Here is a 26566-nt window from a genome sequence, read left to right as displayed (position 1 = left end):
TATGGATATCAAAAGCAATACCATCAGGAGACGAAGCAACTGGCTTCTCACGGTTTTTCTGCTTTTTTGCTCGCTCACTGTTCTGATTCCTATGTATATAACCTTGACGACAGCCGTGAAGGATAGGCAGCAGAGCGCCAACAGCTTGTGGGCTCTTCCAACAAGCTGGCATTGGGACAATTTCTCCAGAGCGATTGCTGAAACGGGTTTTTGGAGGGCATTGTGCAATAGTCTTCTATTGACTGCGATCTCAGTAATTTTGGCTGTGTTGACCAACTCGATGGTTGCCTATGCCATTGCGAGGAATATGAATCGCAAGGGTTATAAGTTTGTCTATTACTACATCGTCTCGGCCATGTTCATTCCATTTTCAATACTCATGCTTCCACTTGTCAAGGAGATGAGCCTGCTTGGATTGGATAACTTATATGGGTTAATTCCGCTGTACGTTATATACAACTTGCCGTTCAATACCATGTTCTATGTTGGCTATCTTGAAACCATACCGACCAGTCTTGATGAAGCAGCCATGCTTGATGGTGCTAATACCTGGCAGACCTTTTGGCGTATTATTTTTCCGCTCATGGGGCCAGCCAATGCCACTGTCGCCATTCTGCAAACGCTCTGGGTCTGGAATGATTTCATGATGCCATTGGTCATGATCTCGAAGCAGAATCAATTCACCATTCCCCTTACTCAGTATATGTTCCAGAGCACCTTTAACACTGATTACAATCTGTCTTTTTCCTCCTACACCTTGGCGATGATTCCCATGCTAATTGTGTATTTGTTTGCGCAGAAGCAGATTATAGGAGGTGTTGCAGCTGGCTCTGTTAAGGAGTGAGACGCTCGCTTTGACGAGGACGAGCGGTCGAAGTTCGTATTACCAGAGGCGATGGGAATTCTTCGAATGGAGCATCAACCGTTTTGTCGTTGAGCAACCTCAAGATCTTCTGTCCTATACCACGGGCCATGTCTTCGGGATCCTGATGGGCAGTAGTCAAATTGAAAGGTTCAGCATACGTTGAATCGTCAAATCCAGTAATGGAAACGGTATCTGGTATCGACAGACCCTTTTGGCATAGTCGACAGGCTAGCGGAATTGCGATTCCGTCTTGTTGGCAGCATATCGCAGTAGGTAGGTGAGGAAGCTGAAGTATTTGTGTAATAACGCGTTCAGGTTCAAGGACATCGTCAACCACGTCATGTTCGTCCAAAGTGATGATGCTAGTACGCACGGGGGTAGTGGCATTGCTACAGGCTTCTCGGAATCCCTTGAGCCTTTCCATAGCGCTGAACTGAAGGGAGTTAGAAGGTGAGAAACCTATATAGGAAATGTCTCTATGACCGAGAGAGATCAAATGATTGACGATTTCCCTCATGGTTGTGCGGTCTTTGATGAAAGAGTCCAAAGTGAGGCCTGCCTTATTTTGCATGTTGATTCCGGCGATGGGAATGCCGAGATTGCTCAGGCGGTCTATACCCACTTGGCTGATATTGAAGGAGGGCACGACAACAGCATCTGCATTTTTCCTTGTAGGGAGGTCGTTGAAAAACTGTTCCTGATCTGCTGTATTGCGTATCCGGTAAAAAGAAAGGTCGTATCCGTTCCTATGCAATACCGAATCCAAACCAGCGATGATTTGCGAAAGAAACCAGGTGGCTGGGCTGCCGGGTAGCAATACGGCAATTCTGTAGGACCTGCGCGACCGCAAAGCTCCCGAGGAACGGGCAACGGAAAAGTCAAGATCTTTTGCAACTTGAAGTACTCGTTTCCGTGTATTGGTGGCAACAAGATCAGGCCGAGAGAATGATCTGGAGACAGTTGAGATGGAAACCCCTGCGCGTTCAGCGACGTTCTGTATCGTCGCGGGTTCTTGTCGTTTCAATGGTTTCCCCGAAGATTGTATGGTCAATTACCTGTACGTATACAGTGTAAGCCTCAGCAATTGTAGTTTTTAATCTTTAGAAAAAGTAGAAGGAGGATTAGGTGGTTGCAACCGGTTGCATTAGAATGAATTAGATAACAAAGAATATTGAGACGTGAATATATTGGTATTTCGTTTTAAAGTTTGAACAATTCGGGGGATTGCTGAACTTTTTTCATCACTCCAAAGGAGGAGATCGGATGAAGAACCCTAGGATGGGTAAAGTAATGGCTTTTGCCGCTGCCGCATCTATGTTGGTGACAACAGCTGCTGCATGCGGGAATGATGCGGAGGGAGACAACTCCGCTAATGGCAAAGTTGAGATTCAATTTTTCCAAAAGAAGCCCGAGTCTGTAAAAATCACTAACAAGTTGATTAAAGAATTCGAATCAAAAAATCCTAATATCAAGGTTGAGCAGCAGAATGCATCTGATCCGCTAACGGTATTGAAATCTCGAATGGCCAAAAATGATGTGCCTGATGTAATAACTGCAGACGGCACATATTACAACGATCTGGTCAAGGCAAATATACTCACTGAGCAAAAGGGCACTGAGGCATACAAAGCTGTTGCTAATAAAGGTTATTATGACTATCTGCGCAAAATTGGGCAAACCGACAAGGATTATGCTGTCCCTTGGTCCATTATTGGCGAAGGCGTGCTCTATAACGTAGATATCTTCAAGAAGTATGATCTGAAGCCTCCTACGACTTGGGACGAATTCATCGACCTTGCGCAGAAGCTTAAGCAACAAAACGAGCAGCCGTTCATATTCACATGGAAAGATTCCGATCCAGCCAATAAGACAGCGATGGCTGTTGCTGCTCCAATGCAGGGAGACCATTTTTGGGATAATCTGCAATCAGGCAAGGAGACTTTCTCTAAGAACAAAGGGTGGAGAACGGCTGCCGAACGAATGCTGAAGCTCAGGGAATTCGCTCAAGGTGACCCGAACGGTACCGATTACAACGACGGGAATTCGCAGTTTGCCAATGGCAAGTCTGCAATGTACATAACGGGCATATGGGCCATACCTGCTATTAAGGAGGCCAATCCCAATATCAACCTTGGTTTCTTTGTTCTTCCCACCAGCGATAAACCCAACGAAACCAAGTTAATTTCCGGCACTGATGCTCTCATCGGAGTTTCAACAGCTTCCAAACATCAAGATGCGGCTCAAAAGTTTGTTACATTCCTTCTGTCTAAGAAAGCCCAAGAGGAGTACACGACCGATCAGAATCTGCTTTCAGTTCGTTCGGATGTGCCTGCGGGGACCGATGTGCTTACGGCAATGAAAGCCGATTACATCGACAAGGGCAAAACCTGTATATTCCCGGATGTCATGTTCACTGGCGCGAGCGATATGAAAGGCCTGAGCCAGATTTTCCTGACGAATGGGGACGTTGACGCCTACCTCAACGGTCTTGACGCGGACTATCAGAAGAACGGTATCCGCAAGTAAGAAAACGACAGTCAATGGACGGCTCCTGCTACTTTGGGGCCGCCCTTGGCATATCAACTTCTAGAAAGATAAACTGATGAAATTTCTTAACGGTGCCTGGCTTGTCAAACAAGGATATGAGGTCAACTATGTTTCCAGCGTGTACAGCGCAGATATCGAATCGGATAAGCTGACTCTATATTGCCCACTTAATCAACCGATCCATTCCTTGGGCGATACCCTGAACAGGGGGGTTTTGACCATTGAGGTCACCAGTTCCCATGCAGATGTGATAACTACAAGACTGATTAACTATAGGAGAGATCGTAGTCATCAGCCAAGTTTTGAACTGAATTCATCGAATACGGCAGTGACGATTGAAGAAACTGCAGACGATTGGCGGTTCACGTCAGGTAAGCTGACTCTTGTTGTGTCCAAGGGAGATAGTCTCGAATTTCGATATATTCATGAAGGCAAACTGGTCACCAAAGCAAGCCTCAATAGCAAGGCAGTAGTCATCGATCCGTCGGGGCAGACGTACATTGTGGATCAGCTTGATCTTGCCGTAGGAGAGAAAATATACGGTCTGGGAGAACGCTTTACCAACTTTGTCAGAAATGGCCAAAGTGTTGATTGCTGGAATCTTGACGGAGGTTCGCAAAGCGAGCAGGCTTATAAGAACATTCCTTTCTATCTTAGCAATAAGGGATATGGTCTTTTTGTTGATACCACAGGTCTGGTCAGTTTTGAAATAGGTACTCAGAATGTGTCTCGTATTGAATTTGCCGTTCCTGAACAGGAAATGACCTATTCGGTGATATCCGGGAACAATCTTAAGGGTGTGATCGATAACTATACTGACTTAACTGGCAAACCGCCCAAGGTGCCCGATTGGAGTCTTGGATTATGGCTTTCCACATCGATGAGTCCTTATTTCGATCAGGAATCGATTCTGGAAATGGTCGACGATATGGCAGCACATGATGTCCCTCTTAGTGTTGTGCATATAGATAGTCATTGGATGAAGGAACTGGAATGGTGCAGTTTCCAGTGGGACGAGAAGAAATTCCCCCAACCAGAGGAGCTGCTTTCCGAGCTACACCAGAGAGGTGTAAAAGCTTGTGTATGGATAAACCCATACATCGCACAAAAGTCCCCTATATTCGAAGAGGGAGCAAGGAACGGTTACTTCATTAAGAATACCGATGGTACCGTCTGGCAGTGGGACATGTGGCAGCCAGGTATGGCTATCGTTGATTTCACTAATCCAGCGGCGACGAAATGGTATCAATCAAAGCTACGACATCTTCTGGAACAAGGGGTCGATTGCTTTAAGACCGACTTTGGCGAACGCATACCCACTGAGCATGTGGAATATTTCAATCACGCTGATCCAGCATTGATGCATAATTATTACACTCTTCTCTACAACAAAGCGGTGTATGAAGTTACTGCAGCAGTCCATGGAGAGGAAAACGCCGTCGTTTTTGCCCGTTCAGCCACTGTCGGCAGTCAAAAGTATCCAGTTCACTGGGGCGGGGATCCTACCGCTACCTATGAGGCTATGGCTGATTCGCTTCGCGCGGGCTTGTCCTTGGGCATGGCAGGATTTGGATATTGGAGTCATGATATTGCAGGTTTTGAGGACCGTCCTGTTAGGCCTACGCCTGATTTGTATAAGCGTTGGACGCAGTTCGGGCTCCTCTCATCGCATTCCAGATATCACGGATCGAATGAGTTGAAAGTTCCTTGGAGATATGGTGATGAAGCTGTACAGGTGACCAGTGAATTCACCAAGCTCAAAAAGCGTCTGGTGCCTTACCTCTCACGCATGTCGCAAGAAGCTCATGAAACTGGAGTGCCTGTCATGCGAGCAATGATCCTGGAATTCCCCAATGATCCAACTTGCGAAGATATAGATACTCAGTACATGCTTGGTGATGATCTGCTGGTGGCTCCGATATTTGCGGATGATGGATTCGCCAGGTTCTATGTTCCAGATGAGGAAGGAAACCATACGGGAGATGTCTGGAAGAACCTCCTTACAGGCGAGGAATACAAGCCTGGCCGTTGGTATGAGCAGCAATATGATTATCATACTTTGCCGCTCCTAGTCCGTCCGGGTGCTGATCCACTGCATGTGTCCAGAGGTTCTGCAAGCTGAGTTTTCACTGGTTTCTCAGTTCTTTTGTCACATTTATATGGCAAAAGGCTGTGATGTGGTCAGTGGATACGGGAGGCTACAAGATAACGACTATTCAAGACGCGCGGGTTCTGCTTATCCAAGACCCGTGCGTTCCTGTGAACAGGGCAATAAACGGGACTCCACCTTGCTGAATTTAGACAGGCCCAGACTGATATCTGGCTGTTCAGACGATGCGGCGGTCAGCGGCCCAGCGGGTCAGTTCGGTTCGGTTGGATAGCTGGAGTTTGCGCAGAACGTTGGAGACGTGGGTCTCAACCGTCTTGATGGAGATGAACAGCTCAGAGGCCACCTCGCGGTAGGTGTAGCCCCGGGCGATCAGGCGCATGACTTCCTGCTCGCGTGCGGAGAGCCGATCTAGCTCGTCGTCTTCTGCCAGAACGGCATCTGCAGCCTCGTCCTCCTGGAAGGCGGAGAGCACGAATCCGGCCAGCTTGGGGGAGAAGACCGCGTACCCCTCGTGAACCTGGCGGATTGAGGAGACCAGGTCCTTGGCGGAGATGGTCTTGGTCACGTAACCACGGGCTCCGGCGCGGATGACCGAACCCACGTCCCTGGGCGAGTCGGATACGGAAAGAGCCAGAAAGACAGACCTGGGGGATAGGGGATGGGAGCGGCTCAGGATTTCGGCGCCCCCGCCGCCCTGGCCACCGGGCACGTGCACATCCAACAGGACCACATCGGGCCGGGTCTGCCTGACCATGAGGATGGAGGATTCCACGTCTGCCGCCTGGCCCACGACGTGAAAATGCGGCTGCAGGGTGGTTATGACGCCGGTACGGAACATCTCATGGTCGTCGACGACGGCTACGCGGATGCTTGCGGGTCCACCCTCGGCTTGATGGGGCTCTGCTGCAGTCGTGGTCATGGGCGTGGTTCAACCCGCCTTTCCCGACGCGGGTCCTCAAGTGTGGTTGGGATCGGACCGGCATGCGTCTGTGAATGAATGGTTCACCATGCATCCTATCATTGCTGGGCCTCAGTCCCCTTTTCAGTCTGACCAACCTTGCCCTCCTGGTGTTGGCTGGCCTCGGACAGCGGCATATGCATCCTGACCTCGGTGCCCCAGCCTGGGCGCGAGACGATCTCGACCCTGCCGCCACGCCGCCGAATCCGGCCGATGATGGACTCGCGGATTCCCAGACGGTCGGCTGGAATCGTATCCATATCGAAGCCCGAACCGTGGTCGCGCACGTAGACCTCAACCTGATTCCTGCGGGCCTCGCAATAGACGGAGATGGGTTCCCCACCGTGGGTTACGGCATTGACCAGGGCCTGTCGGGCCGCGTTGAGCAAGGCATCGGTCTGGGCGCAGGGCATGGCATCGCCGACGGTGACCACCTCGATCGGCTTGCCTGAATCGTCCTCCACCTGTGCGGCTATCTGGCTCAGCCCTGTGCTGACGGACCGGTCTGAGGGAGTGCGTTCCTGGTAGAGCCAGTTGCGCAGATCGCGTTCCTGGGAGCGAGCCAGGGTGAAGACGGTATGCGGGTCGTCGGCATGCAGCTGGATCAGGGCCAGGGTCTGAAGAACGCCATCATGCAGATGGGCTGCCATGTCGGCCCGCTCCTCCTCGCGTTCCTTCATGGCTCGTTCATCGCCAAGCTGGCTGAGGATCGAGCCTACCCAGGGCACGACCACTGCGGTTACGCCTATAAGAAGCAGGCCGGCCAGGACTATCAGGGTCAGGGCCCAATGCAATTCCTGGGTGGACAGCAGGAAGATCACCGCGGCAGACAGAATCAGGGCCAGGCTGCCTATCAGGGTCGGCAGGTGGTAGCCGGTTCCTTGGTTTTCCGGCCTCAGCCAGGCCAGAACCAGTCCTGCGCAGAAAAGCAGGCTGGGGACGACAAAGGCGGGGCGCATACCGCTGTTGAGCAGAAAGACGGCAGTCAGCAGGAGGATGATGCCCAGTCCTGCCAGCAGTCTGGTTATCCGCCCGGGACTGATGCTGTGCTCCTCCTTTTGATCTGACTGTTCAGTAAGGATGCTGGGCGCCAGCGGGGCTGACTTCGGGTCATTCGGTTGGACTGCCTGGGTGGGGTCGCCCTGGGGGAGCGTCAACCACAGAAAGCAGTAGATTACACAGGTGATCAATTTGGGGGCCATAAGCACCATGACCAGGCGGATCCAGAAGACGGGGATGCCCAAGTGCAGGCTGACGCCCTTGCAGACTCCGCATAGGATCCTGCCCTTGTGTGGCCTCATCAGGGGCATGCGCGCAGGATGTAGAGGAGGTGGTTCCCTCAGCGTTTGTTCTTCCTGCATGGCTGCGTTCATGCCTCTATTATCCGTTTCGGACGGTATCGATAGGGCAATAAGGGGAAGAAATCAGGGTCGAATCAGGGTGTTCCCCCATGAGATTTGCGCTCGCAGGGTGTTGTAATGAAGATATGAGTAGCGACATGAACGGCAATGGCCCCGATAACGGCTGGCAGTGGAAGTTCGACAGGTTCTTCCGCGCCTGCAGGGAGTCCTATCTGATCCGTGACCAGGGATGGGTAGGCGGTGTTTGCGTAGCCTTGGCCCGTCGCCTGGGTTGGAGCGTGACCCTGGTCAGAGCGTTGATGATTCTGGCGGTCTTTTTCTTCGGCGCCGGTGCCGCCTTCTACGGCTTTGCCTGGTTCATCCTGCCGGACCGGCGTGGGGTCATTATCGCCCAGGAGCTGATTCACGGGATTTGGCATGCTTCCATGGTGGGCATCATCATTTACTGGCTGCTGGCCATCCTGATTCCTGGAGTCGGAATCTTTTCACTGGCCTTCGGTGCCCTGGTCCTGTATCTGTTCATCCGATGGAGCCGCAACAAGGCCCTGGAGTACCAAAGAGGGTACTGGACTGGGCCGGATGCCGGCAGACCGGTTTCGGGCGATCCTTGGGTGATGGGACCGCAATATTCGGACCGGCCGAGTGGTGCAGGTTCGCAATGGTATCCGAATCAGCCTGACTACCCAAGCTTTTCGGGGTATGAGGGGTACCAGGATTACACAGGGACTCGAAGCAATACGCAGACAGACGGCAATGCGAGCACAGAAGGGTACAAGAACCAGCCAGGGGATTCCGATTCGTATGGAACTCGGGAACAACAAGGGGATGCGACTGCTTCCGGACATATTTTTGAGACAGCGGATTCGGCAAACGCTGGCAGCGATTCTGATAATACGCAAGGCTTTGAGAATTCTGTCACCGGTGCAGCTCCCGGAGGTTGGACGGGGGCAGGAGGCCCTGCAGAACCTGTTGGGAACATGAATCAGTCATATGGATTCAGTGACTGGCCGGACTATGGTACAGCCGGGTCATTCTCGACAGGGCCGGGAATAGCCCGTAAGACTCCGTCGGTTCCGCCCCGGCTACGGCGTCGTCCCGCCGGACCTGCGCTGGTCAGTCTTCTGTCAGGACTGATCCTGGTCTCCGGCGCAGGGGTCTGGTGGATGGCCACGAACCCCTATCGCGGATTGAATGTGGCCTTGACCTTCGCTCTGATCTGGGCTGGAGGCGTCACGCTGATACTTGGCGTGGTCATACTGATCCTGGGTTTGATGGGCCGCAGGTCTGGAGGACTGACCCCTATTGCCCTGATGGCCTGCCTGGTTGTCCTGATGCTGGCTTCTGGTTCGGCCATACCAGGCATTGAGCAAACCCAGAACCGCAGGATCTTGGCCGACTACGCCACAGTTCAAGTTAACGGCAACAACCATGGGCGCTTGTTGGGGGCGGACAGTGCAGACATGAGGCGTTACCGCCGCGGCATCGCGCTGGTCGGAGACCCGCAGGATCAGGGAAGTGCCGTTATTGACCTGACTGGTTATGAGCAGAAACACGGCACCCATCGTGTTCAGATTATGGATGAGGCGGAGAGTACAGTCTCAGGCTGCCCGACGGGCACCGTCCGCCTGGCTGTGGCCTATGCTGACGTTCGCCTGCTCATTCCTAAGGGATGCAGTCTGTCCTATAGGGAACACACCGACCTCTACAGGGTCTTGGGGTCAGGTGCGGCTGACTGGATAACCGAGACGGAACAGGGAAACCGGATGTGGTGGGGCAATACGTCGCCATCAGCTGAACGACGCAACTGGGAGGAGGCCCTGCGAGCGTCCAAGGAGGATCAGTGGCATATGCCCGACGATCCCGAATTGATTGTCGATGCCAATCTCATGGACGGTGCGCGGGTCACCGTGCAAGCCCAGGGGAGTGCTACCCAGCCGAAGCGGGCGCAGCTCTACAGCGGATCGATCAATGAATATTGGGATTATAGCTACAATCCATGGCAGTTTGGGGAGGATCAGGAAGATGACTGATATGCAGCAACCAGAAGGAGGCCAGCCGCTGGATCGTCAGGAGCGCACCACCAAGGTCATGCCGGTTGAATCACAGGCACCCCCGATATACCAGGTTCGGATGCAGCCGCCGGAGCCGGTCCGTCCTAGCGGTCCCAGCATGCCTACCATCATTTTTGGCATCCTGGTTGGACTTTTGGCTCTGACCATGTTGGCTTTAGGATTGGTCTTTCTGCGGTACGGTACGGATCTGACCCTAGTCATACCCTGGCAGCGGATTATTCCATTGATTTTTGCTGGCCTGGGCGTGGTGCTGATTGTCGCTGCTATATCAATTTGGCTGGCATCAACAAAGCGCGTTCGTCATGACTCAAAAGACCAGTATATTCCAGAAGATCAGGCTGCCAAGGATGGCCAGTGACCCCAACAGAGTTAGGGTCAGGGTCAGCCAGTGGCCCGCCCCGACAACAGCTGGCTTGCCGTCAGATCGGCTGAAGATGGAGGTCAGGGTGCTCGCCAAGAGCAGGATGAGCATCAGGCAGAGACCTGACAGTAGGAACCAGGAGAATGTCATCATCGAGGACAGATGGACCAGGCCAAAGGCCTGGCGGACCACAGTGAAGGCATAGGCCAGCAGGGCCGTTATCAGTCCTGTGGCCAACAGTCCCAGTGCCCAAAGCCGTCCGGCCAGACCTTTGCTGAAGCCGGGACGTTGTCTGATATTGTCTCGAGCCCGCAGATGTGAGTTCAAGGCTCCTATCAGGGCAGTTATGAGGGCAGCAACCAGCAGAACGGGGCCACTGGCCATCAAGGTCAGCAGGGCGGTCAGCGAGGAAATCAATCCGGAATCAGTACGATCAGGCACTTGATTGAGCTGATGGGGCTGGTTGCCGGCAATCATGGGAGTGGACCATTGATCGGCTTTGGTGCCTAGTGCTACGGCGTTGATCCAGTCTTCCAGATTATGGGTATATCTGGGTTCCAAGGGCAACCCGGCCTTGGCCAGCCGACTGCCGGTGCGGATCTGATGGTTGGTGGGGTAGTAGCGCAGAGTCACGTTGTCATTGCCGCTGGCGTGGGTTCTGCGGATGATTTCGCGCGCACCCTGCTCGACTGGCATGGAGACATCCATGGTGCCGAAGTTGATCATGACCGGCATTCGCAGCTGATCCAGATAGGGCAGGGAGGGAAAGTCGGCGTACTCCAGGCCCAGCAGGGACAGATCCATGCCCATGAGCCGGGGTATCACATTGCGGATTCCCTTAGGTGCGCCAATCAGATCCAAGTAGCTGGTGGCCGCCATGGCCATCTGCCGCCGTCCCGGGTAGACGGGAGGCGAAGTCAAGATGGAGAAGGCGATGCTGGGGTCCTTGGCGGTCATGATGGACGATATCCAGGTGCCTTCGGACTCGGCGTACAGGCCTACTTTGGTTGGATCCACACCCGGCCAGGATCGCAGACGGTCAAGGGAACGCCCATAGTCGGCGGCCATGGCCTGATAGTCACGGTGAAAGGTGGTGTAGGTGTCCAAACGCTTGTCAGGCACCAGGGTGGTAATGCCGGCCGAGGCCATAGCTGAAGCCAGGTCGCCGTATACTTCGGAGGATTTGCCTGTTCCGGCGCCGTGGATGAACAGGCAGGCTGGCCCCGTGCCCTTTCGGTCGCTTGGCTCTCTGACAATGGCCTGGATATGGACTCCGCCATCCAGAGTGATGCTGATTTTCTGTTCCCTGACGGGGTGGGTGCCCTCAGGGGTAGTGGTTCCTAAGCTCGAGGCGACTGCGGTGGATCGGGTCGAGACCTGCAGATGGTCGCGGTAGGGTTCCACCTGCCAGTCCGGCGTCATGGCTTGGCCTAAAAGGAGCATGACCAGCAGGATGACTACGAAGGAGGCGGCGGTAAAGCCCGCCCGTTTCAGCTTTTGCACCCGTTAACTCTACCCGACCGCTCGACTGATTGGTCAGATGAACCTCCTGATTGTGGTTCAGGAGGTCAGTCCTGGGCCTGCTCGGCTTCGTCCAGGGTCTCAAAGCCGTTCAGCTGCACCGTGGCCAGGATGGTGTCCTCGGTAAGGTTGCCGCCCCGTGCCTCGATCTGGTCCACCATGGACTGGTAAAGATCCAGGGTCCGGGCCGAATAGGTTCCCAGTTCGCCACGTAGATAAGTCTCGAAGGAGGTGGCCTCCGGCGTGTCCTCGCTGGTGCGCAGGACTCTCATCTCCTGGCCTAGACGGGGGTACCGCTCGCGAAAGTCCTTGGCCCAGGCCACTTGCCTGTCGATGATGCGCTCCTGCTGCTCCTGGCGGTCCAGGCCCAGCCGGGGCAGGTAAGGGGCGATGTTGCTGTGGTACAGATCCGGGGCTGTGGACTCCATCATCCGTCCGTACTTTTCGGTCAACAGGTTGCGCCCCGCTTTGTCGGCCTGATCCAGGTCGTCCGCATAGCTGGTCAGCAGGGGATGCGGCCAGGTCAGAAACTGGCTCAGGCGCATCTGGTGGAACATGGGCCAATTGCCCTGACAGTTGGCCGGGCCACCCTCGTTGTTGACCTGCTGGAACTGTTCCCATTCGTGGCGGACGATCCGCTCGCGCAGGGATTCCTCATCCTGACATTGCTCGTCGTTTGCCATCTTTGGCTCCTTTCAGATGCTGTGCAGAACCGGATCGTCGCTGGAAATGTGAGCCTCGACGTAGGGGCGTTGCCATTCCAGGAAGGTTTCCGGGCTGTTGGTCAAGCCCTCCGCCTGCAACTCTTCTACGATTCTGGCGCAGATGGACTCCACAAGCTTGGTGACGTGTTCGGCAGCCGGCCGGGCCCCCTTGCCGCCTTCGCCGAAGCCTTGCCCTCCGTAACAGGCAGCCGAAGTCAGTCGCAGGATGTCCTCCAGCTGCTCGGTCAGGTCGGCCAGCCTGGTGGCCATTCGTCCGCTCAGTCGCCGCAGGGCCGCGAAGGTCCACTTGTAGTAGGGCAGATACCCGACGGTCAGCGGATTGTTGATCAGGAAGATCAGGGAGGCGCAGGCTTTGATGAATTCATTGATTGACAGCATGGCTGCAGCTCCGTCGCCCCGCTGTAGACTCCGCGGCAGATTGTATTGGCCCGCCTGGGCGATCATGCCCAGCCGGCGTGAGATCAGACAGAAGCGCACATCGTCAGGCATGGCCTTGAACCCCTGCCGTGTGGCCAGCATCTGCCCCAGAGGATCCGCGAAAATCTTGCCATTGGTTGCCGCAGCCAGCGTAGCCTCATCCAAAAGCAGCCACTCGTGAGGGTGATCTTCCGGGGGCGCCTGCCGGTAGCCGGTCAGGGATTCGAAGAAGGCACCGATCTCAAAGACGCCTACACGTCGGTTAGCCCCCTTAGCTCTGACGCTGTCGGTCCGCGAACCGAACCCCATGAACTCGGTTGGCAGGGCCTCATAGTCCTTCTGCAGCTGGTCGCCGATGGCCTGGTAATCCTCGCTGGTCAGCCACAGACAGAAGCCGGGGCCGAAATCATGATCCCGGGAAATGGCGTCGTCAAAGCCATAGCAGTCCGAGCCATGGCCCATCAATCCCACGGCGATCCGGCCGCGATACTGGGGGTAACGTTCCTCCAGCATGGGACGGCCCACCTGCTCCCAATAGGCCTTGGCCAGGTCCAGCCCTTGAATATCCGGGCGGGGGTTTTGCTGATCGCTGTCATTGTTCTGACTCCTGGCCGGAGGCCGGTTTGAGCCGGTCTTTGGCTGGCTGGATGCTGCTTGCTTAGCCTGGTCGGATTGGTCCTTGTCCCCGTTTTTATCAGCAGCGGCCTGGGCCTGGTCCAGATTGGCCTTGGTGATCTGGTAGTAGTCGCTGCCCTTACCGTATCGGTCCTCAATGATGGCCAAGGCCTTGCGATAGGTGTCTGCCGACTGACTGAAGCGACCGGTCATATAGCAGACTTGAGCAAAGCCGGCCAGGGCTGAGGCATAATGTGCGCTGTTTTCCAGGTGGCCGGTTCGATAGATATCCAAGGCTGTGCGAGCCTGATCCCAGGCCTCTTGCAAAGCCTGCGGACTGTCGCTGCGCTGCATGAGCAGAAGGGCCAGATTGGTGTGGGTGGTGGCCAGATCCAGATCCTGGGAAGGATCAGTGCTGGAATTCTCCAGGATGTCCATGGCTTGGCGCAGCTCCTGCTCGGCCTGGTCGGGTCGGTCGGTTTCGCTGTAGAGCATGGACAGGTTGTTGTGTAGGGCCGCCAGACGCCGATCCTTGGGCCCAAGGGTCTTGGCTGCGGAGGCAAGCGCCTGCCGGTAGAGGTCTTCGGCCTGGTCGTACTTCTTGGCTGCCCGCAGTCCTGTGGCTGCATTGATCAGGGTGGTTGTCCAGGCATCGGACCCCTCAATGCGCATGCGTGTGGCCAATTCGATGGCGCGCTGGATCATCCACATATTCTCCTGGTGGCGGCCCTGGGACCGGTAGAAACCCATGATTTCATTCAGCACGGTCAGCAGTCCGGCATTATTACCCGCATTCTCCGCATCCACCAGCGCCTGCTGCAGGTAGGCTTCAGCTTCGTCGCGAGCCTTGCCCGCATTGAAGATGGCATCCAGTCCGTCCAAGAAGGCTTGGGTGTCGAAGCTGCCGTCCGGTTGCAGGTAGGACTGTTGAGGCTCTTCCTGCTTGCTGTCTGGGGTCGTTGTCTGGTCCTGGCTCATTTGGCTCCCTTGCTGTCAGGGTATCTGTAGGTGCGGGTCCCTCATGGAGCCCTAGCGCCCTGGTCGCTTCTATCTATCAGTCTAGGCTGATGGTCTTTGATGGACTTCAGTCGGCTATGTCGCCTAGGTCACACCTGTCCGGTGTAGCTGCCTGAATGGGTAACGAGGAGCTCGGCCAAACATCGCTCATGGTTTTGGAAGTGATGGTTTCTTCGATACAACTCGATGACACGACAGAGCTCATCCGCGTCATTCCAATATTGGTGCAAGAAAGCATACTGCTTGATCTTGTGCAGCCCCAGTTTCTCCTTGCAGAATTCGCTGGGTTTCATGTTATTGACGTGCGTCCAATCCCTATAGGCCCCCTCTTTGATGATGGCCAGGATCTCGATCTCAGGACGAGTAGTCAGTGTAAGTACACGGGCTTTAGACTGGTACAGAGGCGACAAGTGAAAGCGTTCATTTGGCGAGTCAATAATACGGACGATATTCACGCACGAAGAACCATAAGTCACGGAAAGGAACCGTTCCTCGATTTCCCTATCTTTACGGCAGCGGGTATAAAACCGACCAGTCTGCGGATCTTCAATAAGGGAATCTTTAGGGATGATCAGTTTTCCTTCTGTCAGTAGGAGTTCAAAGATGACACTTTCGGCAGACCCTTCGCAGATAACCAAGGTAGGTTCATTATAAATCGCTTGACTATCCATGAACCGTTTCCTTGACGTAGCTCCGCAAGGCGCTGATGGAAGCAGCTGAGGGCGCGGTTCCTTGCAGGGCACCTGACATGAACTGGACGCTCTTCTTCAGTTCACCGCGGGTGACCAGCTTGTTATACCGGACCAGTTGGAATCCGGCGTTCTCATGCCTGACAGCGAACCAAATGTTGTCTTTTCTGGTGAAATGGTCCAGCAGTTCTGGATAGTGCGTAGAAAAAACGAGTACCGCCCCATGCGGGTTAGTAGCAGGAGAGGAGAACAAGTCGATGATAGCGAAGACCAACTGCTTGTTTATGCTGTTTTCGATTTCGTCGAATAGTAGGTAGCCTCCTTGCGCAAGTGTTTCGATAGCATGTTGTGCCAAGGAGGTTCCACGGAATGTTCCCGCCGATATCATGGCCATAGCTTGCGAGGGATCACAGTCGCGCTCAACCTTTTCATTGCGGAACTTGATATGGAACTGGTGATCGCTTACTTCCAAGTGTTCGATGGTCGGATCGAATAGACGTACCACTTGCGATGGGGGAGTGACAGGAATGGACATTTGCAGCGGATTTTGCAGACAGAGGGTGACCACGGTCTCCTTGGTGCGCAGAATCCCCGTCGTTAGAGAGCGATCGGGGGGCAAAAATCTCTTGACATCCTCGGCCAGCTCCTTTTCGTCGCCCGACTTATTCATTCCTCGAGTCGCTACAGTCCACCAGGATTCTTCGTCGCCATCTATGGTTCTTTTCAAACGAATCTTGCTCAGACTTCTGCCTGCATACTGGCACAGCCGTTCCTTTTCGAAAACTAAGGGGGAGTCGGCGGTGGCCTCGTCCTTATCGGCGCGCCGGAGTGTGGCATTGAGCAGCCAAGCCTCGCCGTTTTCCTCGAAGATAATGCGTGCTGTAATCGTGGGCTCAAGAATGTCCATCAGCGGATCGATGGTGGAGCGTTGAGTTCCCAATGAAGCGCCTCTGGCAATGTTGATGATTAGAGAAAGCAGGCGTAGATCAGTGGTTTTGCCGGAGGCATTGATACCGGAGATGCCAATGGCTGTGACGATGCCAAGCGGTGAGGTGGTGCCCTGAAGGCGATGGGTGAAGCTGCCATCGGTAATCCTATCTTCGGCGAACAGGATCATGCGTAGTGCGCCCTTGTCGTATAGGCGAAGTCCTTTAAGGTCAAAGGCTAAGATCCGCATTATGCTCCTTTGAACAGAATATTTGTTTATATACTACATCTGGATGCTGATGATGCGTCTTTCTGTTCCGAGAAACCTAAATATTAATGCAGTGGAAGATTTCCGGATCGTTGGGGCTGTGATCCCGAACTCATAAAATGCAAGAGCTTATTAAAAAAGCAACAGATAAGATAAGTTTTTATTCCTGCATACAGCTATGTCTAAAAGTTGCGAATACAGAAATTCCGGCCCCTGAGAGCCGGAATAATTGTCGGGGTAGGGGGATTTGAACCCCCGGCCTCTTCGTCCCGAACGAAGCGCGCTACCAAGCTGCGCTATACCCCGTGACAACGTTCTATATAGTACACGTACCGTCGGCCAAACGCTATCGTCTGCGCGGCGCGACCATTCAGATACTTGGCGTTAGGTGGCAACCGGGGCCAAGTACTGGCTCATGCGTAAAATAGCGATTTATGAATGACTCATCGGAAGAAACCCCTCGTCTGACGACGGTCGAACGCGCTCAGGTGCTGCTCGATCAGGATATGGCCATTACGGAGAAGATCGATCAGGGCGCCCAGCTGGATGACGCCATTGATCCCGGCAACCCGACGGACGGCGCTGAAGGCCATCCCGAACAGGTGCGTATGCGTGTGGCCAAGAGGGCGCTCATGCTCAAGGAAGGCATTGAGCCCTATCCGGTCCATCTGGATGTGACTGATCGCATCGAGGATGTGCGTCGCAAGTATCAGGACCGCCTTGAACCGGGCCAGGAGACCGAAGATGTGGTCGGCATCGCCGGCAGGGTCCTCTTCCTGCGCAACGGCGGCGGCCTCTGCTTCGTCCAGCTGGCGGCTGGTGACGGCACCCGCATCCAGGGGATGATCTCCAAGCGTGAGATTGGCGCTGATTCTTTGAAACGGTTCAAGCAACTGGTCGACCTCGGCGATCACCTTTATCTGCGCGGCCGCGTGGTCGCCTCCAAGACCGGCGAGCTCTCCGTCTTCGCCACCGAGTGGAATATCGCGGCCAAGGCCCTGCAGCCTCTGCCTGCCCTTCACAAGGAGCTGACCGAGGAGCAGCGCACCCGCAAGCCCTACCTGGCCATGATCGCCGATGAGGATGTGCGGGCCATGGTCCGCCGCCGTTCCAAGGCCGTCTCCTCCCTGAGGCGCACCTTCGAGGACCACGACTTCATGGAGGTCGAGACCCCCATGCTTCAGACCGTGCATGGCGGCGCTGCGGCCCGGCCATTCACCACGCATATGAACGCCTTCGACATCGACCTCTACCTGCGCATCGCTCCTGAGCTCTTCCTCAAGCGCTGCCTGGTGGGCGGGATTGAGCGGGTCTTCGAGATCAACCGCGACTTCCGCAATGAGGGCGTGGATGCCACCCATGCACCGGAGTTCACCATGCTGGAGGCCTATCAGGCTTACGGCACCTATGACACCATCGGGGATCTGACCAAGGAACTGATCCAAAAGGCGGCCATGGCCACGGCTGGATCGCTCAAGGTGACCCTGCAGGATGGCAGCCAGTACGACTTCGGCGGCGATTGGCGCCAAATCAGCATGTATGATTCCCTTTCCGAGTCCCTGGGTGAGGAGATCACTCCACAGACCAGCGTAGACCATCTGCGGACTATAGCTGACAAACTGGGCCTGGAGGAGGAGCCTGCCGAAAACCACGGCAAGCTGGTCGAACACCTCTGGGAGCACTTCTGGCAGGACAAGCTGTACGAGCCCACCTTCGTGCGTGATTTCCCGGTAGAGACCTCGCCCCTGGTCAAAGCCCACCGCACCAAGCCAGGCGTGGTCGAGAAGTGGGATCTCTACGTTCGCGGGTTCGAGTTGGCCACGGGCTATTCTGAGCTGAACGATCCGGTGGTTCAGCGACAGCGGTTCGTCGAGCAGGCCAAGATGGCCAGCCGTGGCGATGTCGAGGCCATGGACATTGACGAGGACTTCCTGGAGGCCCTGGGCGTAGGCATGCCTCCCGCTGGCGGCATGGGCATGGGCATCGACCGTCTGTTGATCGCCCTTACCGGTGCATCCATCCGCGAGACCATCACCTTCCCCTTGGTCAAGCCGCTGATCTGAGAGGGTCTGAGATGATAACAGGGGAGAGACGGTCATGAATATCAGGCTGTGGATGGATGGCATGCGTCCCCGGACGCTGCCTGCTTCGGTGGCGCCTGTCTGCGTGGGCGCTTCGGCTGCACTTTTGGAGCGGTCACGGCTCCTGGAGCAGTGCACCAGCTCCTGCTCGCCCTCTCCTGTCGACCCTGCCCTGAAGGCGGCCACACCGGGAAGGCTGGCCCTGATCGTGGTCTTGTTGGTCCTGCTCGCCCTGTCGATGCAGATCGCAGCCAACTTCGCCAATGACTATGCCGATGGTGTTCGCGGCACTGACTCCGGCCGTGGAGGCGAGGAGGCCGCCTCCGGCAGACCCAGGCGTCTGGTGGCCGCTGGCGTGCCGCCCAAGAAAGTGCTGTACGCCACCATGATCTCGGCGGCGTTCACCTGTCTGATGGGCCTCATCGTCATGGCATTGACCGGTCACTGGTGGATGATCCTGGTCGGGGTCTGCTGCCTGATAGCGGGCTGGTGTTATGTGGGCGGCCCGCATCCATATGGCTACCATGGGTTGGGCGAGGTCAGCGTCTTCATCTTCTTCGGACTGGTGGCCACCCTGGGTACCGAGTACTTTCTCATTGATAGGGTCGATACCGCCGGCATCCTTGGTGCTTGCGCCTGCGGGCTCAACGCTGTGGGCCTACTCATGCTCAACAATTATCGGGATCTGGATGACGACCGCAGAGCAGGCAAGCATACCTATGCTGTTCTGGTGGGGGCGCGTGCAGCGGCTATTTCCATTTACCTGGTCTACATCCTGAGTCTGGTTCTGGGCCTGATCCAGTTCGTTCCGGCTGTCATGCGACGTGGTCTGCCCGGCTTCCCTCTAGTGCTGATCCTCCTGCCTGTGGCCGCTGTCTTTCTGCTGATCTGTCGAGCTTTTGCCCGTGGCCAGGTGCCCAAGGCTTTCGGCTTGGCAGGCAAGGGTACTCTGGTCTCCGCCCTGTGCTGGTCGGCGGGCCTGCTTCTGCAGCTGTGAAAATCTTGATAGGCTCATAAGAGAGCAGTCCGACTTTCGAGCGATTTGGTGGATAATCAGTCAATCATGTTCATCACACTTCGGGAATACCGGGACGCACTGCGACCCTCGGCCTTACTCTGCTCACCCACGCCGGTTCTGATCGGCACGGCGGTGGCCCTCCGGCAGCTGTTCGACCAAGGGCTGGGGCCGGACGCGCGCTTCTGGTTGGTCGGTCTCTTATGTTGTCTAACGGCTGTGTTCATCCACAGCACCTGCAATCTGGCCAATGACTACTTTGACGGGATCAGAGGTACTGACGAGGGCCGGAGCAGCCTTTCGAGCGCTGGCGCTGACGGCCCGATGCCCGATCTGCCCAGAAGAGGGGTGGCCGGTGGTGTGGAGCCTCGTAAGGTTCTGCTGTCTGCCTACCTCAACATCCTTATGGCCTGCCTATCTGGTCTGATCCTCTGCTGGGTGACTGGCCACTGGTGGATGATCCTGGTAGGCATCTTCTGCCTGCTGGGAGCCTGGTTCTACACGGGAGGCAAGCACCCTTACGGCTATAGGGCTATGGGCGAGCTGAGCATCATGATCTTCTTCGGCCTGGTGGGCGTGTTGGCCACTCAGTACATGGAGACCGGCATCGTCGACCGCCATGGATTCATCGGCGCCTTGGTTGGCGGTCTTATCTGCATTCCCGTTCTGGAGATCAACAACTATCGGGACATTGATGCGGATCCTCTGGCCGGCAAGTACACGCTGTCTTCCTTCATCGGAGCCAAAGGCACACTGATTCTGATGGGGTCCTGCTATGTCCTGGCTGTGATCCTGGGCGTGGTTGAGTCATGGTCCCTGTCGGACGGCTCTCTTGCAGCCGCTTGGCCCCGCCTGCTCTGCCTGCTGCCTGTCCTGGCTCTGGCCATTGCCACCACAGTGGCCAGCTGTCGGAACCGCTTCAGTAGGGCCTTTGCGTTGTCGGGCTATACCGATCTGCTGACAGGGTTCTGCTGGATGGGTGTCTGCCTGCTTTAAGTGACCGCTCTACAGGGGGAGGTGTAGGTCCGCCAAACAGTCCCTCTTAGGTTTTAGAATTTTCACTATGACCTACAAACTAGTATTGCTCAGGCACGGCCAGAGCGCATGGAATAACACCAATCAGTTCACCGGCTGGGTGGACGTCCCGCTGACGGAGCAGGGCGAGCAGGAGGCCCGCAAGGGCGGTAAGCTGCTCAAGGATAAGGGTGTTCTGCCGGACATCGTCTTCACTTCCCTGCTGCGCCGCGCCATCAACACCGCCAACATCGCCCTGGACGAGGCCGACCGCCTTTGGATCCCCGTCAAGCGCGACTGGAGGCTGAACGAGCGTCACTACGGAGCACTGCAGGGCAAGAACAAGACCGAAATCCGCGAGAAGTACGGTGACGAGAAGTTCATGCTCTGGCGCCGTTCTTATGCCACCCCGCCGCCCGAGATCGACCCTGACGACGAATACTCGCAGTCCCATGATCCTCGGTATGCCGGAGCCCCCGTGCCCCGCGCCGAGGCACTGGCCAACGTGGTCAAGCGCGTCACCCCCTACTGGGAGAGCGACATTGTTCCTGAGCTCAAGACCGGTAAGACCGTCCTGATTGCCGCTCACGGCAACTCCCTGAGGGCCATCGTCAAGATGCTCGACAACCTGACTGAGGACGAGATTGCCAAGGTCAACATCCCCACGGCCATCCCTCTGGTCTACGAGCTGGATGAGAACTTCAAGCCCATCAAGCCTCGTGGCGAGTACCTGGATCCGGAAGCAGCCGCGGCCGGTGCTGCTGCTGTGGCGGCCCAGGGCCAGAAGTGAGATCAAAATCCAACCGATGATCTCAATCGGACTTTGAATACAGCACGTCCAAAGTTACTGAGGTGGTGCCGTCTCCTTTGTGGAGGGCACCACCTTTTCGTATTCCTGGTGGTTAAGGACGTTCTTTTCCTTATTTTTCAGTCCAGGTCGATACCCAGGTCCTTGGGGTCCTTGGAGGGGTCGAAGCCTGAAACGATGTAGACCACACGTCGGGCTGCTGAAACACCATGGTCTCCCAGGCGCTCCATGAACCGCGCCACCAGCACCAGGTCGATCAGCTGCTGCCTAGTGCCCTTCCAGTCGTCCGAGAGGGCATAGCTGAATGTCTGCTGGTGGAGCTTGTCCATCTGGTCGTCGCTGACGATGATCTGCTCGGCTATGGTCGTGTCCCTGTCGGAGAGCATCTCGACCAGACGGTCAGCCATGACGTCCAGGAAATCCTGCATCTGTTTGAACAGGGGAATGACCTCGTCAGGCAGAGTGGGCTCGGGGTAGGAGCGCCTCGCTGTCTCGGCGATGTGCCTGGCCAGGTCTCCCATGCGCTCAAAGGTGGCTGACAGGCTCAGCGTGGAGACCACCACCCGCAGATCAGTGGCCACCGGGCTCTGCTTGGCCAGGAGCCTGATGCATTGGTCGATGATGCTGGCCTGCAGGTTGTCTATGTCGGCATCCCCGTCGATGACCTCCTGGGCTGTCTCCACGTCACAGTCCATCAGGGATCGTCCGGCCTTTTTAATGGCATCGCGAACCTTGGCAGCCATCCGATCGAGATCGTCGGCCACCAGCCCCAGCTCCTCGTTGAAAATCACGCGCATTGTTCTTCCCTTTCGGCCTCGGTCAACGATATGACTCCAGTCTATGTGACCGGCATGGCAAGAAAAAGCCAGTCCTGAAGAATGTCGGGCCATTGGAGCGGCAATCGAAGTCGGATATGCGAGAATAAAGCCGGAACTGCCGATGAGACTTGGTTGATGTCGCAGCGTCCGGGGTCGGCGCCGGACTGGAGGGAAGTCCTTATGAGACGGTTCATGGACCGCCTATGCAGCTTTATGGGCAACCGGAGCAAGGATGGTGAACAGGCCGATAGCGGGGCATTGGAAGGCTCGACCCAGGCTCTGCTGGCGCTCATTCCTGCCGCCACGGTTGTGGTCGATGGCGATGACGAGGTTGTTCGCTCCAGTCCGGATGCCTACAGGCTGGGAATCGTCAGCAACGATGAGATTGCGGATCCGAAGATCATCGAGGCCATTGCGCAGGTACGCCGCTCGGGTGGTCGACGCAGCTTCAATCTGACCACACGAACGCCTACGGAATTTGCTCTGGATGCCGCTACCGAGAGCTCGGAATCCGATGATTGGGATATTGCCGAGGTCGAGGATTCCGGGGATGCAACCCATGTTCAGGCCCAGGCGGTATCAAGAAGGAACTGGCTCAAGGTCACCCTGGGACGTATCGACAAGTCCTTGGTCGTGGTGCTTATCGATGATGTGAGCGATTCGGTCAGGTTCGTTCGGACCAGGGATGCCTTCATGACCAATGTATCCGAGCAGATGCTCAAGCCGGTTCAGGCCCTTGAGGAGCTAGCGGCGCAGCTGAAAACCACTTCCCACCTGGAGGGGGATGATCCAGACCTGCTGCGCAGCCACTTGCGCAGCGTTTCCAAGGATGCCTCCTCGGTCCAGCGTTACAGCGCCTATCTGGGGCATGTGCTCAAGGATCTTCTTCTGCTCATCCGGGCTCAGGAGCGGATCAAGCCCAGCAGGGAGAACGTGCTTGACGTGGCTGAGCAGATAAGGACAGTGGTTCAGGATGAGCAGGATGGAGCTGATCAGGCCCATGTGACGCTACGGTGGCGATGCGACCAACCACTGACTATTCACGGCGACGGGCAGCAGATCAGAGTGGCCTTGGCCAAACTGGTGGAGAATGCCATATCCTATTCAGCTGCTGGCTCGACTGTCTCCTTGGTGGCACAGGCCTCCAAGGACGGGAAGTACGGGATCATCAGGGTGGTCGACCACGGCCGTGGCATATCCAAGGAGGACCAAGGCAGGATCTTCGAACGCTTCTACCGCGCAGACAATCAGAATGAACAGACGGCGGTGGGCATCGGCCTCGGGCTGGCCATTGTCAAACATGTGGCCCTGACCCACCATGGATCGGTCACTGTCTGGAGTGCGCCGGGAGAGGGGAGCACATTTACGCTGATGCTTCCTCTGGCTCAGGGTCCGGTTGCTGGGCCAGACGGCGATAATCCCAGCGATTGAAGTGCTCCCAGATCATCAGCAGGATACCCACACCAACCCCGGAAAGGCAGACAATAAGGGGCTTGGTGACCGTCATTCCGGTCAGGGCTAGGATGCCCACTACGGCCAGTGCCAGAATCCAGGCTCCTGTGCCGAGCAAGAAGATGCGTCGCAGGTCTACCTGCACGGGACGCGGCGATGGCCTGCGGGCGTCCGGATCGAAAATGGGAGCCAGCTTCATACCCCCACAATACCGTTGGTAATGACATGCGGCGACCCTCACGCCTTGCCCAGGCTTTGGCCCTTGTCCTATTATGACGGGGATTGGTGGGTTCGTATGCACCGGCCCATGGAGGGATTTCCCGTGGAAAGGGGAGTGCGTGTATCCGATCCAAGCTGTGGAGAAGCACTACGCCTGGGGCTCACATGACCGACTGCAGCGCATGTTCCATCTGCAGGAGTCAGACGAAGGCCAGGGGGATACCTTGGCGGAGATGTGGTTCAGCGGGCACACCGAATCCCCCTCGCCCCTGACCCTGCCCGACGGCTCGCTCATGCCGTTGACCGAGGCCATTCGCCGCAATCCCATGACCATGCTGGGAGAGCGCGACTCTCGCCTCTTCGGCCCTACATTGCCTTACCTGTTCAAGATCATTTCGGCCCGCATCCCTCTCTCCCTGCAGGTGCATCCCCTGGATTTCGAGGCTCGTGCCGGTTTCAACCGTGAGAATGCCCAGGGGGTGCCTGACGACGATCCGAGACGCTCCTTTCACGACAGTCTGGCCAAGAACGAAATGGTGGTGGCCTTGGAGCCCTTCCAGGCCTGTGTAGGCTTCGCGACCATTTCCACTCAGCTGACCCTTTTGCGCGCCGTGGACCACCCTCTGACCGAGCTGATGACCCAGGCGCTGACCGCCCGTACCTTCCACTTGGGAGTTCCGCCGGCCCGCTTCGCTTCGGCTGATGCCATGATGCCGGTCTCCTCTTTAATCTGGCCGGATTCCCGCCGGCGTATTTTCCGGGCCTTCCACGCCGCCGTGACTGCCGAGCCAGAGGCGGCCCGCGGTATGGAGGAAGCCTTGGAGGCTGCCGCTGGGCGACTGCGTTCGAAACGAGCGGGCGCCGTACTGAATCATGCCCTGTGTGCCGCACGGGCCTTTCCGGAGGATCCGGCTGTGCTCTGCCTGCTCATGCTCAACCCTGTGGATCTGGAGGAGGGCGACTCGGTCTACATCCCCGCCGGGACTCCTCACGCCTACATCCACGGCACCGCGGCAGAGATCATGACCAACTCCGACAATGTGCTCAGGGCTGGCATGACCCCCAAGCATCGGGATATTCCCAACCTCCTGCACAGCCTGGACTGCCAGCCTTCAGCCCCCATCGACCCGTCCAGCTCCATGATTGCCACCCTGATCATGCACAATATGGTGACCTATCGCCCCAAGATCAACGAGTACATGCTGGTCTACGGGCATGTGGAGGAGGGTGGAGCCACATGGCCCCTGCTTAACAGGCTTCAGCAGCGTTACGGGGATCTGATAGAGCGCCTGGGGCCTCGTCACCTGATGATTCCGCGCCGCGGGCCGCGCATCATCGTCTGTACTGATGGTCGGATCCGTTGTGCAACCGCTGACCAGTCCTGTGTACTGGATCAGGGCCAGGCCCTTTTCATTCCTTCCCAGGACGGCCGTATCGACATCACCATGCCCCAGGATTCCGACGAAGCCGGCGGGTCCTTCCTCTTGGCTTCGACCCCGGTTTAAATCAGGGTTCGCTCAGGGTGGACCATACAGACTCAAAACCGAGAGACACGCCGTGGCGGGCGGCACGCATGCGGGTTTGCCCATGTCCGCCTTATGTCCGTATAATCCTAGCGTATTCCGTGGTTGTCGAAGATGAGCGACCACCGAAGCCATGCTTGAGTACGCCAGTGTGGACAATTCAGGTCATTTGGTCTGGGTTCTTGTTTGCGTTATGGTGTTCCCTTGTGATGGTTCGTGATACGGCACGAAAGTCGCGTCGGAACATAAACGGGAGTGATTCTACATGAAGCATGCTGCGCACAGGGCTTCGGCCACGCGGGGCGCAGGTGTCGGCAGTTCGCCGACCAGCCGATCGACCGGCGCAACCCGGGAGGCCGGCATTCAGGGCGTTGATGATGCCTTGGCGGCCAAGCTCAACGAGGTGGCTCCTCGAACCCGACGTTCCATTCGTTTGGCGGCCAAGGCTTCAGCCCGTCGCTCCCATATCATGACCGGATCGGCCCTGACTGTTCTTGTCGGTGCGGCCGCTTCCTCAATGGCTGTTAACCAGGCTCGGGGCGACTGGTCCCTGCCTATGGCCGGCAGCGTCGCGATCAACCTTGTCACCCCTTCATCCTCCACCGGCTACTCCGGTGCTGATGGCAGTTCAAGGGTTTCTCGCTCCGACTACCGTCAGCCTCTGCCGACGGCTTCACAGCGCAACGAGGGCAGTTGGGACCTGGGCGAGTCTGCGCTCGATGCCGGGCAGATGTCCAAATCCTCGGCAAACAATCCGGCCGTGGCGGCGCTGATGGATGCCAACCGTTCGGTCCTGCCGGCAGGGTTCAACCCCAACCATGCCACGGGAGACGTGGGCAACGCCTACGAATTCAGCCAGTGCACCTGGTGGGCCTATGTCCGTCGCCACCAGCTGGGTCTGCCGGTGGGCTCCCATATGGGCAATGCCAAGGACTGGTCAGGCTCGGCCCGGACTTTAGGCTACTGGGTGGATGACACGCCGCGCAACGTCGGCGACATTGTGGTCTTCCAGGCTGGCCAGGAGGGTTCGGATTCCACCTATGGCCATGTGGCTATCGTAGAGAAGATCAATCCCGATGGTTCCATTGTCACCTCAGAGTGCGGCGCTGTAATGAACGGAAAGACTTACTCCCGCACCCTGACCAACGTGCACGCTCTGCGCTATATCCATTACTGATCCTTG

General features: G+C 56.4%; 22 protein-coding genes and 1 tRNA gene. 12 read left to right on the top strand and 11 right to left on the bottom strand.

The genetic code is table 11. The annotated features are described in order from the left end of the window. Position 1: 1 nt before the first annotated feature. Positions 2-844 carry a carbohydrate ABC transporter permease gene (locus P273_RS0101475; RefSeq protein ID WP_029676007.1) on the top strand — a complete coding sequence of 281 codons (843 nt, stop codon included), beginning with the start codon at positions 2-4 and terminating at the stop codon, positions 842-844. On the opposite strand, the gene P273_RS09745 is transcribed toward P273_RS0101475, so the two are convergent. Further along, complete coding sequence (locus P273_RS09745; RefSeq protein WP_172637225.1) at positions 834-1889, bottom strand: LacI family DNA-binding transcriptional regulator; 1056 nt, start codon at positions 1887-1889, stop codon at positions 834-836. The genes P273_RS0101475 and P273_RS09745 overlap by 11 nt on opposite strands. A 239-nt stretch (positions 1890-2128) precedes the next feature. Here P273_RS09745 and P273_RS0101465 point away from each other — a divergent pair, with 239 nt between their 5' ends. After that, positions 2129-3391, top strand: coding sequence for an ABC transporter substrate-binding protein (locus tag P273_RS0101465; protein ID WP_024626744.1), 1263 nt, complete (start codon positions 2129-2131; stop codon positions 3389-3391). 76 nt (positions 3392-3467) lie between these two features. After that, the gene (yicI, locus tag P273_RS0101460) at positions 3468-5534 is read left to right on the top strand and encodes an alpha-xylosidase (RefSeq protein WP_024626743.1); all 2067 of its coding nucleotides are present in this window, start codon (positions 3468-3470) and stop codon (positions 5532-5534) included. A gap of 205 nt (positions 5535-5739) precedes the next feature. On the opposite strand, the gene P273_RS0101455 is transcribed toward yicI, so the two are convergent. Both P273_RS0101455 and P273_RS0101450 read right to left on the bottom strand, forming a co-directional pair. Then, positions 5740-6441 carry a response regulator transcription factor gene (locus P273_RS0101455; protein ID WP_024626742.1) on the bottom strand — a complete coding sequence of 234 codons (702 nt, stop codon included), beginning with the start codon at positions 6439-6441 and terminating at the stop codon, positions 5740-5742. A gap of 98 nt (positions 6442-6539) precedes the next feature. Next, complete coding sequence (locus P273_RS0101450) at positions 6540-7781, bottom strand: ATP-binding protein (RefSeq protein ID WP_253269548.1); 1242 nt, start codon at positions 7779-7781, stop codon at positions 6540-6542. A 185-nt stretch (positions 7782-7966) separates the two neighbouring features. On the opposite strand from P273_RS0101450, the gene P273_RS0101445 reads away from it, so the two are divergent. Beyond that, a complete protein-coding gene (locus P273_RS0101445; protein WP_172637224.1) occupies positions 7967-9871 on the top strand; it encodes a PspC domain-containing protein in 1905 nt (634 codons plus the stop codon). A gap of 1 nt (position 9872) precedes the next feature. Further along, positions 9873-10271, top strand: a complete 399-nt coding sequence (locus tag P273_RS09945; protein ID WP_216476349.1) for an ABC transporter permease — start codon at positions 9873-9875, stop codon at positions 10269-10271. Here the strand turns inward: P273_RS09945 and P273_RS0101435 are convergent. The 6 genes from P273_RS0101435 to P273_RS0101410 form a co-directional block, all read right to left on the bottom strand. Continuing rightward, on the bottom strand, positions 10221-11777 hold the full coding sequence (locus P273_RS0101435) for a S9 family peptidase (protein WP_024626739.1): 1557 nt from the start codon (positions 11775-11777) through the stop codon (positions 10221-10223). The two genes, P273_RS09945 and P273_RS0101435, sit on opposite strands and share 51 nt — an antisense overlap. Before the next feature lie 65 nt (positions 11778-11842). Next, entirely contained in the window at positions 11843-12478 is a 636-nt protein-coding gene (locus P273_RS0101430; RefSeq protein ID WP_024626738.1) for a DUF4125 family protein, read from the bottom strand. Positions 12479-12490: 12 nt separating this feature from the next. Then, positions 12491-14530 (bottom strand): DUF4037 domain-containing protein, encoded by a 2040-nt coding sequence (locus tag P273_RS0101425; protein WP_024626737.1) that lies wholly within the window; start codon positions 14528-14530, stop codon positions 12491-12493. A 128-nt stretch (positions 14531-14658) separates the two neighbouring features. Then, positions 14659-15240, bottom strand: coding sequence for a hypothetical protein (locus P273_RS0101420; RefSeq protein ID WP_024626736.1), 582 nt, complete (start codon positions 15238-15240; stop codon positions 14659-14661). Continuing rightward, positions 15233-16435, bottom strand: a complete 1203-nt coding sequence (locus tag P273_RS0101415) for an AAA family ATPase (protein WP_024626735.1) — start codon at positions 16433-16435, stop codon at positions 15233-15235. The genes P273_RS0101420 and P273_RS0101415 overlap by 8 nt, the downstream gene beginning before the upstream one ends. A 250-nt stretch (positions 16436-16685) precedes the next feature. Further along, a tRNA-Pro gene (locus P273_RS0101410) sits at positions 16686-16759 on the bottom strand. A 128-nt stretch (positions 16760-16887) separates the two neighbouring features. On the opposite strand from P273_RS0101410, the gene lysS reads away from it, so the two are divergent. The 4 genes from lysS (at position 16888) to P273_RS0101390 (ending at position 21353) form a co-directional block, all read left to right on the top strand. Beyond that, positions 16888-18516: a lysine--tRNA ligase gene (lysS, locus tag P273_RS0101405; protein WP_024626734.1), complete on the top strand. Its 1629-nt coding sequence runs from the start codon at positions 16888-16890 to the stop codon at positions 18514-18516. A 34-nt stretch (positions 18517-18550) separates the two neighbouring features. Continuing rightward, positions 18551-19531: a 1,4-dihydroxy-2-naphthoate octaprenyltransferase gene (menA, locus tag P273_RS0101400; protein ID WP_024626733.1), complete on the top strand. Its 981-nt coding sequence runs from the start codon at positions 18551-18553 to the stop codon at positions 19529-19531. 66 nt (positions 19532-19597) lie between these two features. Further along, positions 19598-20545, top strand: coding sequence for a 1,4-dihydroxy-2-naphthoate octaprenyltransferase (menA, locus tag P273_RS0101395; RefSeq protein ID WP_024626732.1), 948 nt, complete (start codon positions 19598-19600; stop codon positions 20543-20545). Between the two features lie 67 nt (positions 20546-20612). Beyond that, positions 20613-21353, top strand: coding sequence for a phosphoglyceromutase (locus P273_RS0101390; protein ID WP_024626731.1), 741 nt, complete (start codon positions 20613-20615; stop codon positions 21351-21353). A 137-nt stretch (positions 21354-21490) separates the two neighbouring features. Here the strand turns inward: P273_RS0101390 and phoU are convergent, their stop codons facing one another. Then, a complete protein-coding gene (gene phoU, locus P273_RS0101385) occupies positions 21491-22168 on the bottom strand; it encodes a phosphate signaling complex protein PhoU (RefSeq protein WP_024626730.1) in 678 nt (225 codons plus the stop codon). A 201-nt stretch (positions 22169-22369) separates the two neighbouring features. Between phoU and P273_RS0101380 the strand changes: the two genes are divergently transcribed. Beyond that, positions 22370-23620: a cell wall metabolism sensor histidine kinase WalK gene (locus P273_RS0101380; RefSeq protein WP_024626729.1), complete on the top strand. Its 1251-nt coding sequence runs from the start codon at positions 22370-22372 to the stop codon at positions 23618-23620. Here the strand turns inward: P273_RS0101380 and P273_RS0101375 are convergent. Then, entirely contained in the window at positions 23553-23840 is a 288-nt protein-coding gene (locus tag P273_RS0101375; RefSeq protein WP_024626728.1) for a hypothetical protein, read from the bottom strand. The genes P273_RS0101380 and P273_RS0101375 overlap by 68 nt on opposite strands. Before the next feature lie 139 nt (positions 23841-23979). Between P273_RS0101375 and manA the strand changes: the two genes are divergently transcribed. After that, positions 23980-25365, top strand: a complete 1386-nt coding sequence (gene manA / locus P273_RS0101370; protein WP_024626727.1) for a mannose-6-phosphate isomerase, class I — start codon at positions 23980-23982, stop codon at positions 25363-25365. Positions 25366-25648: 283 nt separating this feature from the next. Beyond that, positions 25649-26560: a CHAP domain-containing protein gene (locus P273_RS0101365; RefSeq protein WP_024626726.1), complete on the top strand. Its 912-nt coding sequence runs from the start codon at positions 25649-25651 to the stop codon at positions 26558-26560. Positions 26561-26566 lie beyond the last annotated feature (6 nt).

Source organism: Bifidobacterium sp. A11 (assembly GCF_000499185.1).
In the GTDB taxonomy this organism is placed as follows: Bacteria; Actinomycetota; Actinomycetes; order Actinomycetales; family Bifidobacteriaceae; genus Bombiscardovia; species Bombiscardovia mizhiensis.
The sequence above is the reverse complement of the archived record's forward strand: the minus strand, read 5'-3'. Positions and strand labels throughout refer to the sequence as shown.

Bases quoted from the DNA above. Each gene is read 5' to 3' on its own strand.
- P273_RS0101475 (WP_029676007.1), top strand. From the start codon at position 2: ATGGATATCAAAAGCAATACCATCAGGAGACGAAGCAACTGGCTTCTC.
- P273_RS0101465 (WP_024626744.1), top strand. From the start codon at position 2,129: ATGAAGAACCCTAGGATGGGTAAAGTAATGGCTTTTGCCGCTGCCGCA.
- yicI (WP_024626743.1), top strand. From the start codon at position 3,468: ATGAAATTTCTTAACGGTGCCTGGCTTGTCAAACAAGGATATGAGGTC.
- P273_RS0101455 (WP_024626742.1), bottom strand. From the start codon at position 6,441: ATGACCACGACTGCAGCAGAGCCCCATCAAGCCGAGGGTGGACCCGCA.
- P273_RS0101450 (WP_253269548.1), bottom strand. From the start codon at position 7,781: ATGAGGCCACACAAGGGCAGGATCCTATGCGGAGTCTGCAAGGGCGTC.
- P273_RS0101445 (WP_172637224.1), top strand. From the start codon at position 7,967: ATGAGTAGCGACATGAACGGCAATGGCCCCGATAACGGCTGGCAGTGG.
- P273_RS09945 (WP_216476349.1), top strand. From the start codon at position 9,873: ATGCAGCAACCAGAAGGAGGCCAGCCGCTGGATCGTCAGGAGCGCACC.
- P273_RS0101430 (WP_024626738.1), bottom strand. From the start codon at position 12,478: ATGGCAAACGACGAGCAATGTCAGGATGAGGAATCCCTGCGCGAGCGG.
- P273_RS0101425 (WP_024626737.1), bottom strand. From the start codon at position 14,530: ATGAGCCAGGACCAGACAACGACCCCAGACAGCAAGCAGGAAGAGCCT.
- P273_RS0101420 (WP_024626736.1), bottom strand. From the start codon at position 15,240: ATGGATAGTCAAGCGATTTATAATGAACCTACCTTGGTTATCTGCGAA.
- P273_RS0101415 (WP_024626735.1), bottom strand. From the start codon at position 16,435: ATGCGGATCTTAGCCTTTGACCTTAAAGGACTTCGCCTATACGACAAG.
- lysS (WP_024626734.1), top strand. From the start codon at position 16,888: ATGAATGACTCATCGGAAGAAACCCCTCGTCTGACGACGGTCGAACGC.
- menA (WP_024626733.1), top strand. From the start codon at position 18,551: ATGAATATCAGGCTGTGGATGGATGGCATGCGTCCCCGGACGCTGCCT.
- menA (WP_024626732.1), top strand. From the start codon at position 19,598: ATGTTCATCACACTTCGGGAATACCGGGACGCACTGCGACCCTCGGCC.
- P273_RS0101390 (WP_024626731.1), top strand. From the start codon at position 20,613: ATGACCTACAAACTAGTATTGCTCAGGCACGGCCAGAGCGCATGGAAT.
- phoU (WP_024626730.1), bottom strand. From the start codon at position 22,168: ATGCGCGTGATTTTCAACGAGGAGCTGGGGCTGGTGGCCGACGATCTC.
- P273_RS0101380 (WP_024626729.1), top strand. From the start codon at position 22,370: ATGAGACGGTTCATGGACCGCCTATGCAGCTTTATGGGCAACCGGAGC.
- P273_RS0101375 (WP_024626728.1), bottom strand. From the start codon at position 23,840: ATGAAGCTGGCTCCCATTTTCGATCCGGACGCCCGCAGGCCATCGCCG.
- P273_RS0101365 (WP_024626726.1), top strand. From the start codon at position 25,649: ATGAAGCATGCTGCGCACAGGGCTTCGGCCACGCGGGGCGCAGGTGTC.